Origin of the sequence: Candidatus Rhabdochlamydia sp. T3358, from assembly GCF_901000775.1 — a bacterium.
Taxonomy (GTDB): domain Bacteria; phylum Chlamydiota; class Chlamydiia; order Chlamydiales; family Rhabdochlamydiaceae; genus Rhabdochlamydia.
The window spans coordinates 100,329-112,574 of the sequence record NZ_CAAJGQ010000034.1; the positions used below are offsets into that span (position 1 = coordinate 100,329).

The window sequence follows — 12,246 nt, forward strand, 5'->3', positions numbered from 1 at the left end:
TTTAGAACAAATCTGTGATAGAAAACCTAAAACTGGAGTTAGTAGAGAACAGAAAGTCTTTCAGTTCGTTTGAAACAATGTGTTCATGGCTTCTTGCAATTCATTTACGAATCTTGCGAGATGAAACCCATCGCAAACAGCGTGATGTACTTGAATTGCGATTGGTAGCCAGGTTTTATCATTTTCGTGGAAATACTTGCCTGTTGTAAAAATGGGAAGAAGATAGTTTGCTGCTTTTGGCAAGTTTAAGTTAAAACCTGTAAAACTGACCCAAGGAATGCTTGAAATAGTAAAAACATTTGATGGCGTATCTGGTTTTTCCATAAAGCCTTTGGTTGCGCCATAATCTTTTACGTCTGACTCATACCATCTGTAAAATTCAAGGAATGATGGAGTGTATTCAGTCCAAACATTTGTAAATGTCTCAGTGGGGTTTTGAAAGATTGTATAGGAAGGATGGAGGAAATCAAAAACTCCAACCCCCGCATCTTTATCAATAGCCGTGCGAAATTCCTCATGTCTATTTACGACCATAGAGAGCAAATGGATCATCGTAGGGTAAAGTTTGATATCTCGTTTTTTGATTTCTTTAAGAAGTTCAGTCAAGTCCAGGTTAAGCGTCATGCTATAGCTGCATGGGACCTGATTGAGGTAATGTTCAAAATATTCCCTACGGTTCCATTGAGAAATATTTATTGGTTTGAAATGCATAATCTTTTCTTTATTAAATTCCGATATAAATATCCAAAACAATGTTTTGATGATCTCTAAACCTTTCATCATAGACAAAAACAAAAGTACCTTCTTTAGCAAACAGTTCGGCACACGACCTTCCTATTTCTTGAGCAGCTCCAGTGATGAGAGCTATTTTACTGGCTAATCTATATGCCATACTTAAATTTCCTTCTTCTTTTTGCCTTTGGACTTGGGATTGCACTTAGCTCGGCTTCGATCTCATCAATTGTTGGAAGTTGCCCTTCTAGCTTTTTAGGTAGGGTTGAAATAATTTTTGTCTCATATTCAGCTACTCCCATCGGCTTGTGAATATCTCGAAGCGCATATTCTGCAATAAAATTGTCTTTGCTTTTGCAGATCAAAATGCCAATGGTTGGATTATCGGTAGGATGCTTCATGAGATCATCAACAGCGGATAAATAAAAGTTCATCTTACCTGCAAATTCAGGCTTAAAATCAACCGCCTTGAGTTCAATCACAACAAAACATCTGAGCTTCAAATGATAAAATAGCAGGTCGATATAGAAGTCTTTCTTGCCTACTACCAAATTGACTTGCCTGCCAACAAATGAAAAGCCCTGACCTAATTCAGATAGAAATTTCTCAACGTGCTTGAGCAATCCTTCTTCTAGATCTTTTTCAATGTGCTCTCTAGTCAGATCAAGAAAATCAAAGTTATAAGGATCTTTCAGGGTATCATGAGCTAATCGTGAATGTGGATTGGGTAGTCTATCCTGAAAATTGGTAATGGCTTTGCCATGCCTCTTATAGGTTTTTATTTTAATAGAGTCTACTAGAGCATTGCGAGACCAGCCCTCTTGAATAACCATATTGACATACCAAAGGCGCTCATCCAGAGACTTAATTCCCTCAAAAATAGCTATGTTATGTCCCCATGGGATATTGAAAATAGGAAGTTCTTCTAATTTACCCACAGCTTGTGGGGAAATTGAATATGCTAGGTAAAATGCCCGCATTCTGCCCATGTTTGTCTTGGAAAACCCTTCGATCCCTGGAAATTCATTCTGGATATCCCTTGCAACCCTATCTATGACGCCAGAACCCCAACCATCCTTCTCTTGCCTTTCAACGATTTCTCGTCCTATATCCCAGTATAGGCGAATTAGTTCTCGATTTACTGCTAATGCAGCTTTGAATTGAGCGGATCGTATCTTTTTTTTAAGTTGCGTTACGAACTTGGCATAATCTGTAGAAGCAATGCTTTGCCGTTTGGAAACAGTCTTTTTACTTTTGGTCATTTTAGATTCTCTTACTTAGTCTTTTTATTTGCCAAGCCACAAGCTCCGTTTGTGACATAAACTCTCTATTGGTATTGCCTTCATCTTTTAATGGCGTCACGTCTAACCATAATAATGCCCAGAAAAATTGCTTTTCATTTGGAATATTTTCTAACAATTCGCTCAGAGATATGCATTTACCATCTTTTATGTCTGATATTCGTATTCCTTTAGTTTTCATTTATAACTCCACTTAGGAAGGGGTTGATATTGCAACCATTTTTTAGACACTTAGAACATAAATTTTTCATCTCCATTCGTATCGTCTCCGCGTGACCTGCCCCCAAATTTCGCCCATTTTAAAATAGACTAATTATTAGTTTTTAAATTTATTCTTCATGTTTTTGATAAATTAGAAATTTCCTTATCAAACACATTAACAAACTTGCTCCCTTAAAAATTCAATAGGTGTTTTATATCCTAAAGCACTGTGAGGACGAAGTTCGTTATAATCAACTCTCCATTCTTCAACAATCTTTTTTGCTTCTGACATATTTTTGAAGGCATTTTGGTTTAAACACTCTTCTCGAAATTTTCCGTTAAAGCTCTCAATGTGCCCATTCTCCATTGGTCTTCCAGGGAGAATATACTCCAGGGTTATTCCTTTTCCGTCTGCCCATTTACGAATAGCTTCTGAAGTATACTCAGGCCCGTTATCAACTTTAAGTGTCTCTGGAAGTCCTCTTTCCAAAGCTAAATTATCTAATATTTCTATCACTTTTGATGAAGGCATTGAAGTTCCTATTTCTATAACGGGACACTCTCTGCTAAACACATCAACTACGTTAAAAACCCTTAGCTTTTTACCTGTTGTAAGATTATCTGTCATAAAATCCATTGCCCATTTTTGATTCGCCCTCATGGGTAGTATCGAGGGCCTTTTTTCGTTATTTCTATAGCGTTTCTTTTTACTGGTCTTTCTCAATTTTAAATGGCTCTCCTTGTAAAGGCGATAGGTCTTTTTATGATTTATTTTATATCCATTTCTTCTCAGCAAAATGTGTAAACGTCTATAGCCAAACCTTTTCTTCTCATAGGCAATTTCTTTTAATTTACTCTTTATCTCTTCATTTTTGCTTGTAACTTTTTTGTAACGATAACTGGATCTTGACACATGTATAAGCTCACAAGCTCGCCTTTCACTGATTTTATGCTGTGAGTATACATGGCTCACAGCGCTATTCCTAGCTTGTGAGCCTACCACTTTTTTGATACAATATCCTTTAAGGCTACTATATCAAGTTGTGCTTCCGCTAGTAGTTGTTTTAATTTTCTGTTCTCTTCTTCTAGCTTTTTTAGCCTTTTAATTTCAGGTAATTCTAATCCAGAGTATTTTGAACGCCATGCATAATACGTTCCTTTTGCAATATTATAACGCCTTAAAACATCTGCTATAGATCCTCCTTCTCCTTCTTTAAGTATCTGGATGATTTGTTCCTCAGTAAATCGACTGTTCTTCATTGGCTTCTTGCTCCTTATTTAAAGGCGTCCATTTTAGCATGGATCAACTTTTGGGGAGCAGGTCAGACAAAGTTACCTTTGCCTATGATGGAGAAAGTCGAAGAATTTCTAAAACCGTTAATGGAGAGAAAACCTCTTTCATTAATGATCCTGTTGCACCTTTTAGTAGGGTATTATTAGAAAAAGATGAGCAGAGAAGAACCAAAAAACGCTATGTATACGGATTTTCTAGATTACTTAGACAAGGAGTAACCGATACTCAATTTTTCTTATACGATCATCCAGGAAAAAGCGTCTCTTTATTAACCGATAACAATCAAAAGATCATAGAAAGTTATCGCTATGATGCTTTTGGAGTAAAAAATGAAAAAAGCGCTCTTGGAAATTTTTACGGTTATTCAGGAGAAGAATATGATGAAGAAACAGGACTGATTTATTTAAGAAACCGCTACTACGATCCTGAAATAGGAAGATTTATTTCTCCTGATTCTGTCTTAGGGATCTTAGGCGATCCACAAACTCTTAATGCTTATGTGTATGTTAGAAACAATCCTGTTAATTATATTGATCCATCGGGGTTTTATGCTGTTAAGGTTCCTTTATATATTTTTGGAAATCCACCTGGTGCTAGAACCTCTAATGGAGACAAATCTAGAGTCGGTCATGCTTGGATAGGGGGTATAACAGCCGATAAGGAAATATTTACTGTTGGAGCATGGCCTCAAGGGAAAATAGAACCTGCTGAGTGGGATCGTTCTTTGTGTAGTCAAACTGTCTCTTTAAAAATTTGGATAACACCTGAACAGCAAATTTTAGCACGACAAGCTGCCAATAGAACGCATTGGACCCCTTGGGATAATTGTGTTGATCATGTTTTAGATGCTTTAGACTCTATAAGATATCCACATCCTCCTAGATATAGTTTTCAGACGCCTACTAGCGGTATTACAACTCCCAAAGGTTTTTGCAATTGGATTAGAGAAGAAAGAAATCATATTCATCCAGATTTTTTACCTGGTAAAGATGATGTGTGTATTCCTTACTCTTTTGATCCTCCTCAACTTAGATTTGGAAGTCAAGAGCATGGCTTACTATTTAAACCTAATTACGGGGGGATTTCTCTATCCAAGACAGCTGAATTAATGACAAATATTGCAGATATTTCTGGGGTGGTTTTTGATCAAAAAACAGAGCAGGTGATTCTATATGGCAAAAAAGATCTTTCAATTTCTCAAATGCATTTAGATGATTTAGCAGTAGCTATTCGCTCTGTATATGGATTAGGAGATAATCCAGAACAAGACCCTGGGGTTTCTATGGACCCAGATCTTAATCCCATGAAGAAAAAACATCCTGGGATGATAGTTACTTATTATGGAGACACCAAAAACACACGATTTGGACAAGTGCTATTTGAAGCAGATCGGCTTTTAAAAAACCTTACTTTAGGAAAGGATAATTATACGGGAAAGAAATTTAAGGCACATGTTCCCGGTTATTCCAATCTTTTAAAGTTGTATCATAAAGAATACCATCCTTCAGAAGTTGTCTCATGGCGCATGTGGTTTACACCAGAAAAAATTAGCCTTATTGAATCAGAAGATGGTAGCTCTATGGTTTTTGATCAAGTGCGCATGAAAGTATTAACGGAGACTACCTTTAAAAAAGGTACTTATCAAGATTCTGCATCAGAAAAATTTGCTGCGCATTTTACACAGAACTATGAAAGCTACGCTCATGAATTTCCTATTCTTCAAGACTTGAAAAGACTAGGAAAAATCACAGGAATTGTTAAATGGATCAAAGAGCAAGGATTGCCTTTTGATCTATCTTTCTTTAAGAACTACATCCCTCAATTTGTTAGCACTCCCACAGATACTCCTAAAATACATGATATTTCCGGCGGGATAATTATCAGAGGAGGTGTCATCTATCATCTAGATGATACTAATTTTTCTACTACAAAAAGTGAGGAGGTTCATGAGGTAAAAGAGGAAATTTTGCAAGCAAGATTGAAAGAAGAAGAATTGATTTGGGATTTTGGTAGGGGCTATACCGCTGTTGCACAGACTTTTGCTAAAACTCTAAAAGTAGGAGAAGTAAAAAAAACCTTTGTCGATATGAGTTTTCCCGTTCTAGGAAATATTCCTTTAGCTTTTGTTCGCACCTATAGCTCTTTTAATGAACAGCAATCTGGATTTGGTTTAGGATGGGATGTAACCCCTGCAAAACTTCGCTTTCCTAATGAAAAAAGATGGCTGAGTTTCTCCGATGGCAATGTTTTAAAAGTGTATCCTGAGATTTTTGTGGGTATTGAAGCAGTAGAGAGCCTTTATCAACTTGTAGGGCTAGATGTGGAAAAAAGGCCTATATACCGCAATGAAAAAAACCCTGCTCTTCTGCTTGAAAATGCGGATAAGACTTTTTCTTTTTCCAGAAAACAAGAGAGCTTGTTATTTGATCCTACAGGCAGATTAATTAAGATCAGTGATCAACATGGGATCGCAATAGAATATGATCATCAAGATGCAAGATTGGTTTCTATTTCCCATCAAGGGAAAAAAGCTATTCATATTGAATATGAAGGCTCTACTATTACTTGTATAAGGGGAATAGGCGGTAAGAGTATTTATTATGAATATACTCCAGAGGGTCAGCTTAAAGAAGTTCGAGATAAAGAGGGGACTTTAACAAGCTATGAGTATGATCAAGAGCAACACCTCTCTTCTATTTTCGATGCTAAAGGAAATAAAATTTTCGAAGCCCTTTATGATGTGTACCATCGAGCTGAAGAAAAAGCTCTTCATGGAATATGGTTTAAACAAGAATTTAGCTTATCAGAGAGAAAAGCTCGCATAGAAGGAGCTAATCATTTTTTCTTAGAAGAGTATTTTGATGAAAAATATCGCCCTAGAAAAATGATAGATGCATTAGGTAGAAAACTAGAGTGGCATTATGCAGGATCCTTTGGACCTGAAAAAATGATTGATAACGATCTGGAAATTTCCTATGAATATGATGCTTTCGGTCGTCCTATTACAATTAAAGATGCTTATCGGGGTGAAAGAAAGTATGCATTTGATGAGTTGGGCAATCTTCTTGAAGAAATAGATGGAAATGGAACCAAAATAGCTTATCGCTATGATGAAAAAGGAAGACTGATAAAAATTTATCAACCTTTTTACATGAATTATTTAAGTGTACAAAAAGGAAAAGTAATTACTAGAGGAAATGAATCTTTTGCAACTTCTTTTCATTATGATCCCTTAACAGGAAGTCTTCTTTCCATAGATTTTCCTAGTGGGGGAAAACAAAGATTTATACTTGATGAAAATGGACTTCCCTTGGAAATTTACCATAGCAATGGACTTGTTTCTAAAAGAACTTATGATGACCGCTTACGTCTTATAGAAATTTCTGAAATAGGAAAAACCATTTACTATACTTATGATGAGCGAGATCGAGTAACTAAACTTGCTTCTGAGCTTGGAGAAATAAGCTACTCTTATGACCGAAAAGGAAATGTTTTATCAAAAACCGATCCTTTTGGATTAACATCGAATTTTGTATATGATGAAAATGACCATTTAATCGAAGTAATCGACGCTATGGGGAATAGGAGCTTCTATGAATATAATTCATTTGGCAATTTGATTAAAATCATCTTGCCAAATGGTTCAGTTAGAGAGATCCAATATGATGAATTTGAGCGCCCTATTTCTTTGAAATGATGTATAATATATAACCAGCATAACTTAACGCTTTTGCATGAAAAAATTATTTATTGTTCTTATCTTAGTGGGTTGTAATCCCAGTTCCTATGAAGATTTTCAACTAGAAGGGGATGCTCATTGTCGAAAAATGCTTAATACATTGAAATGTATTCAAGATCGTCAGCAATTGATACAAGCTCAACCTATTTTAAGGCAGCATTTTGAAGATTTAGTCGATTTAATGATAGCAGCTCGTAAATTTCAACAAAGTAGTTTAGAAGCTAAAGAATTTTATCCTTCTTTTTATAGTATAGCTTTAAAAGAGGAATTAAAAAGGCTTTATGAAATAGAGGGTGGAAGAGAAATTGTAGAAAGAACGCAGAAACAGGCTTTTCTGCGTTTAGGTGCGTTGGAAAGACACATTGCAAAAAAACAAGTTAAAGCTCGGTGAGAGTTGGTTTAGAATTCACAAAATGCTCAAAAGGTTGTTTTCTTTCTAAAAGCAATGCTTTATCTGTTAAATGATTGACATGAATAGGAACGGCTGTGACGTATCCTTTTTCTAGTAAGTATACATCGCTTCCTTCATCTTCTTCATGCGTGCTCCATTTTCCTCCTAGCCAATAATATTCATGTCCTTCTGGATGGAGTCTTTGTTCTGGATTTTCCATCCAATAACCCATTCCTTGATGAGCTAGTTTTATGCCTTGAATTTTTTCTGCATTGGGAAAATTTACATTCAGCAAAGTTCCTTTGGGCAGTGGTTGGGTTAAACATTGTGAAGCAATAGGCTGCACAAATTCTTTAAACTGCTCATAATTGGGATTCTTATAATTAACGGAGGAAAAAGCAATTCCGGGGACATTTTTCATCGTTCCTTCAATAACAGCACCAACGGTACCACTATAGAGAACAGTTCTTCCCGCATTAGATCCTCGATTGATTCCAGATAGAATAAGATCAGGGGTTCTCTGTAAAATAGTGTGCAACCCTAAGCGCACACAATCAGCAGGAGTGCCTGTTACTTTCCATGCAGCTGCATTATTTGGCCAAACAACAGATTGAATTTGTAAAGGGTTTCTTAAAGAGATACCAGCTCCTACACCAGACTGCTCTGATGCAGGGGCTATAATAACAACTTCTGCAAAATCGCAAACAGCTTGATATAAGGCAAAAAGCCCTGGGGCTTCGATCCCATCATCATTTGTGATTAGAATGTAAGGTTTTTTTTGCATTATATCTCCTGTAGGGTTGATGGAGGAATTTTATTTTGAGCTAATTTAGAAATTGCATAAATAGCAATTAATCCTATAAAAAATCCAGGGATCATGGATGGTATTTCAGCATTAAAATAAGGCCAAATAGCTGCTGTAATGCCACCTGTTAAAATTCCTGCCCAAGCTCCATATTTATTTACTTTTTTCCAGTATAAACATAATAGAATTAAAGGTCCAAAAGAACAACCTAAACCAGACCATGCATACATTACAAGTGAATAGATAGTACTTATTTTTGCGTAAGCAATAAAAAATGCAAGGAATCCAACTATAAGGATTCCTATTCGCGCAACTACTAATCTCTCTTTGGATGAGGCTGTTTTACGGATTAAACGTTTATAAAAATCTTCTGAAATATTAGAAGAAAGAACCAATACCTGAGCGCTCATTGCGTTAATTGTAGCAGCTAATACACCGCATAAAATAAAGCCTACAAAAAAGGGAGCAAAAGAATCTCTTACCATTAAAACAAAAAGTTGCTGAGGATCTTCTAGGCCTTGTTGGAAATATAAAATACCAACTAGGCCAACTAAAGTAGAAGCGCTAATAGAAAGAACCATCCAACTCATTCCAATATATTGGGATTTTTTCATTTCTTTTACATCTCTAATTCCCATAAATTTAGTGATAATATGAGGCTGGCCAAAATAACCTAATCCCCATCCAAATACCATGTAGATAATCTGTAAAATAGAATGAAAAGAGAAATCGGGAAATAAAGATAAGGATAAATTTTTTACATGGACAACTTGAAACAGATGATCCCATCCACCTAGCTTACTGAGTAAAAAAAGTGGAGTGGCTACAATCACCAACATGAGAAAAATCCCTTGGAATAAATCAATCCAAGCAAGCGTTAAATAACCCCCTACAAATACATAGGGAATAACAATAGAAATTCCTATAAAAATCCCCCAAGAATAAGGAATTTGAAAGAGCACCTCTAAGAGAACACCGAGCCCAACGAGGCCAGCTGAGATGTAAATAGTATAAAAAACAATCGACATAGTCGCGGTAAATAAGCGGATAAGTCCAGAGGTGTCAGCTAGCCTGCTTTCAAAAAAAGAAGATAGGGTTAAGCTATTGTACTCTTCAGTTGCTATTCTTAATTTAGGCGCAATCAATTGCCAATTTAAAAACATAAATAGTACTAACCCAATAGCAGCCCAGGCATTAAATAAACCTGCTACAAAAATAGTTGCTGGATAACCCATAAATAACCAGCTGCTCATATCACTAGCATGAGCTGCTAGTGCAGTTAGCCAGTAATTTAAGGATCTACTGCCAATGATAAAATCCGTAGCTGTTAGGTGGCGTTTATAAGAATAGATGGCAATAAGGGTTAGTAAAAAAAAGTAACAAATGACAGCGAGTAATTCAGATATATACATAGTTTGATGGATTAAAGCAGAGCTTAAGTTTTTTTTAAAGCTTTTTGAGAGCCGTAAATACGGGAGGCTATTGCTAAATTATCGGTTGCATTAGGAAAATTCTCTTGTATGTTTTTTAACATATTTTTTACTGTTTTACGCATGGATTTTTGACCTACGGGACATTGGCAAACAACTCTTGAAAATTCATAAAATTTAGCGAATTGTATTAAACTCTCTTCGGGCACGTAAATTAAGGGTCTAATGATGGTAACACCATAATCGTGCATGGGAACTTTAGGTAGCATAGCAGCGAATTCTGCTTTATGCATAAGGTTCATAAAAAGCGTTTCTACACTATCATCTCGATGATGGCCAAAAGCAATAGTCGTTGCTTGGACACTTTTTGCTGTTTCAAAGAGAATTTTTCTTCTATTGCGCGAACAGGAGTAGCATTGCAATGTATTTATATCCTGATCTACATTTACAATGGTAAGAGGGACGTCTAACTTTTCGCAAATTCCTTTTAGGAAGGAGCTGCTTATTCCAGCTCCGCAAGAAAAAGCCCCTCCAATGTGAATAGCGTGTAGTTGGATAGGAGGAAATCCTCTTCCTAAAATTGCTTTGAGTAGAAATAATAAACTTAAGCTATCTTTGCCCCCGCTTAAAGCAATCGCTAATTTATCAATCCCTTCTAATAGTTGATATTCGTATAAAGCCTTGCGACATAAGCTTTCTAATTTGCGGCCTAAACCAGTCCAAGGAGGAGTAGCTAAAGGAATAGGTAAGTTTATCATTTTTAAAATCCTTTTTTCGGAACCATTATTTCACGATTGCTCTTTTTATGCGACTTAGGATATTCTAGCACCTATTTTTGAGGTAATAATGAATAAGACAGGTCGAAATGATCCCTGCCCTTGTGGCTCAGGAAAAAAATTTAAAAAATGTTGTGAAAGCAAAGGAACAACCAAAGCGCTAAGTCCAGAGCGTGTTTCTCTGCAGCAACCTCCAACGTCATCTGGAAAGGTTTCTTCCCTTTTTCAAAGAACTAAAAGCGTTGTCCCTCCTGAAAATAAAAATTCAGATAATTCTTGAGGGTAAAAGAGCTCTTTGCTATAAAGTTTTCATCTAATTGCTGGAGTAGCTCAACGGTAGAGCATCCGCCTTGTAAGCGGACGGTTGAGGGTTCGATTCCTTTCTCCAGCATTGTTTCTAGGGGGTATCGCATAGCGGCAATTGCAAGAGACTGTAAATCTCTCAGTCTTAGACTTACGTTGGTTCGAGTCCAACTGCCCCCATTCTTTTGGCTGTTTCTTTAAACTCTAATGAAGCCATATCCAAAGATCTTCTCTTCTGTAATGCATGCATGATTTTTTCAATAAAAAGCTTTTTTGGGATTTAGGATGAAAATTCCAATAAGACTTTATTTTTTTAAATCAACTTGCTTCTTTTTTATAAAAAGAATATTCTCTTCCTAAAATTTATTTTAAATCCATTTTTTATGAGAATTTAAGTCTTTAAAAAAGTGAACAAGGAGAACGCTATGAGTTTTTTATCCGGTGTTGTTCAAGATAACCCACAAACCAAAAAAGCCTTTGTTAAAATGCTACAAGCACCTATTGAAGAGCCAATTGTTGAAATGAATGAAGAAACCGCTAGAGATATAAATGTAATATGGAACTCTATAAACATGGCGGATTGGCGTGGAAAACAAAATATTTGTGTCCCTGGTATGCCAAGGGATCGAAAGGAGTTCTGGGGAGCTTTTGCTGGAGATCATAAAGCGGCATCTTTGCCTGTGTTTGAGCAATTTATAAAGGATACCTCTGGGAAAGGAAAGATAGCAATTGATCTTGGATCTGGTAATAGTCCAGCTGTTAATTCCTTGTTGGAAAAAGAGTGGCGTGTTATTGCTGTGGATTATTCTCAATCAGCCTTAGATGTTCTTAAAGCAAAAAACAAAGCAGCTGTTGAATCTGGTCAGTTAAAAATAATCAAAGAAGACGTCTCAACGTATGTTCCCTTGGAGCCTGTAGATCTTGTTGTAGCAGCAGATATCTTTTCTTATATCGATCCTGCTCAATTTCGTGATACCTGGACCAAAGTTCATGACGTCTTTATCAAAGAAAGCGGTTTTCTTATAGGAACGCTTTTTCGGTCTGATTGTAAACCACAGCAAAAGGTGCAGCAGGTACGACAGATACAGCAGATAAATTTTCTAAAAGAGCTAGGAGCTTGGTTTCTTCCGGACAGACGCATGGTAAGGCCGCTTTTGAAGCAAGCAGGATATGAAATCAAAACATGTCTATACCGGATAGATATTCCTGAAATAGAACAAAGAGAACAGATGTGTATTCAGTTTGTTGCCGAAAAAAAGACCGCAAGCTAGGTA

Annotated in this window: 13 protein-coding genes and 2 tRNA genes; 6 read left to right on the forward strand and 9 right to left on the reverse strand. The window is 36.4% G+C overall.

The genetic code is table 11. The features are described from left to right. Window positions 1–60: 60 nt before the first annotated feature. From catA to RHTP_RS08190, 6 genes are all read right to left on the reverse strand, one after another. Window positions 61–711, reverse strand: a complete 651-nt coding sequence (catA, locus tag RHTP_RS08165; RefSeq protein WP_138107630.1) for a type A chloramphenicol O-acetyltransferase — start codon at window positions 709–711, stop codon at window positions 61–63. 13 nt (window positions 712–724) lie between these two features. After that, complete coding sequence (locus RHTP_RS08915) at window positions 725–892, reverse strand: SDR family NAD(P)-dependent oxidoreductase (protein ID WP_212742873.1); 168 nt, start codon at window positions 890–892, stop codon at window positions 725–727. Beyond that, window positions 882–1,994: a PDDEXK nuclease domain-containing protein gene (locus RHTP_RS08175; RefSeq protein WP_138107631.1), complete on the reverse strand. Its 1,113-nt coding sequence runs from the start codon at window positions 1,992–1,994 to the stop codon at window positions 882–884. The genes RHTP_RS08915 and RHTP_RS08175 overlap by 11 nt, the downstream gene beginning before the upstream one ends. Window position 1,995: 1 nt before the next feature. Further along, entirely contained in the window at window positions 1,996–2,214 is a 219-nt protein-coding gene (locus RHTP_RS08180; RefSeq protein ID WP_138107632.1) for a hypothetical protein, read from the reverse strand. Window positions 2,215–2,409: 195 nt separating this feature from the next. Further along, window positions 2,410–3,207, reverse strand: a complete 798-nt coding sequence (locus tag RHTP_RS08185) for an IS3 family transposase (protein ID WP_171005789.1) — start codon at window positions 3,205–3,207, stop codon at window positions 2,410–2,412. Between the two features lie 23 nt (window positions 3,208–3,230). Continuing rightward, window positions 3,231–3,494: a transposase gene (locus RHTP_RS08190; RefSeq protein WP_138107505.1), complete on the reverse strand. Its 264-nt coding sequence runs from the start codon at window positions 3,492–3,494 to the stop codon at window positions 3,231–3,233. Window positions 3,495–3,532: 38 nt separating this feature from the next. Here RHTP_RS08190 and RHTP_RS08195 point away from each other — a divergent pair, with 38 nt between their 5' ends. Both RHTP_RS08195 and RHTP_RS08200 read left to right on the forward strand, forming a co-directional pair. Continuing rightward, window positions 3,533–7,225 carry an RHS repeat-associated core domain-containing protein gene (locus RHTP_RS08195; protein ID WP_138107634.1) on the forward strand — a complete coding sequence of 1,231 codons (3,693 nt, stop codon included), beginning with the start codon at window positions 3,533–3,535 and terminating at the stop codon, window positions 7,223–7,225. Between the two features lie 37 nt (window positions 7,226–7,262). After that, window positions 7,263–7,658 carry a hypothetical protein gene (locus RHTP_RS08200; protein WP_138107635.1) on the forward strand — a complete coding sequence of 132 codons (396 nt, stop codon included), beginning with the start codon at window positions 7,263–7,265 and terminating at the stop codon, window positions 7,656–7,658. Here RHTP_RS08200 and surE read toward each other — a convergent pair. The 3 genes from surE to RHTP_RS08215 are packed head-to-tail and all read right to left on the reverse strand — an operon-like array spanning window position 7,645 to window position 10,651. Next, window positions 7,645–8,442: a 5'/3'-nucleotidase SurE gene (gene surE, locus RHTP_RS08205; protein ID WP_138107636.1), complete on the reverse strand. Its 798-nt coding sequence runs from the start codon at window positions 8,440–8,442 to the stop codon at window positions 7,645–7,647. The genes RHTP_RS08200 and surE overlap by 14 nt on opposite strands. Continuing rightward, window positions 8,442–9,875, reverse strand: coding sequence for a sodium/proline symporter (locus tag RHTP_RS08210; RefSeq protein ID WP_138107637.1), 1,434 nt, complete (start codon window positions 9,873–9,875; stop codon window positions 8,442–8,444). Before RHTP_RS08210 ends, surE begins: the two co-directional genes overlap by 1 nt. 23 nt (window positions 9,876–9,898) lie before the next feature. After that, window positions 9,899–10,651, reverse strand: a complete 753-nt coding sequence (locus tag RHTP_RS08215; RefSeq protein ID WP_138107638.1) for a tRNA lysidine(34) synthetase — start codon at window positions 10,649–10,651, stop codon at window positions 9,899–9,901. Window positions 10,652–10,739: 88 nt separating this feature from the next. On the opposite strand from RHTP_RS08215, the gene RHTP_RS08220 reads away from it, so the two are divergent. From RHTP_RS08220 to RHTP_RS08235, 4 genes are all read left to right on the forward strand, one after another. Then, window positions 10,740–10,949: an SEC-C metal-binding domain-containing protein gene (locus tag RHTP_RS08220; protein ID WP_138107639.1), complete on the forward strand. Its 210-nt coding sequence runs from the start codon at window positions 10,740–10,742 to the stop codon at window positions 10,947–10,949. 39 nt (window positions 10,950–10,988) lie between these two features. Beyond that, window positions 10,989–11,060, forward strand: a tRNA-Thr gene (locus RHTP_RS08225). Between the two features lie 9 nt (window positions 11,061–11,069). After that, window positions 11,070–11,152: transfer RNA gene (locus tag RHTP_RS08230), tRNA-Tyr, on the forward strand. A gap of 245 nt (window positions 11,153–11,397) precedes the next feature. Then, window positions 11,398–12,243 (forward strand): class I SAM-dependent methyltransferase, encoded by an 846-nt coding sequence (locus tag RHTP_RS08235; RefSeq protein ID WP_244609545.1) that lies wholly within the window; start codon window positions 11,398–11,400, stop codon window positions 12,241–12,243. Window positions 12,244–12,246: the final 3 nt, after the last annotated feature.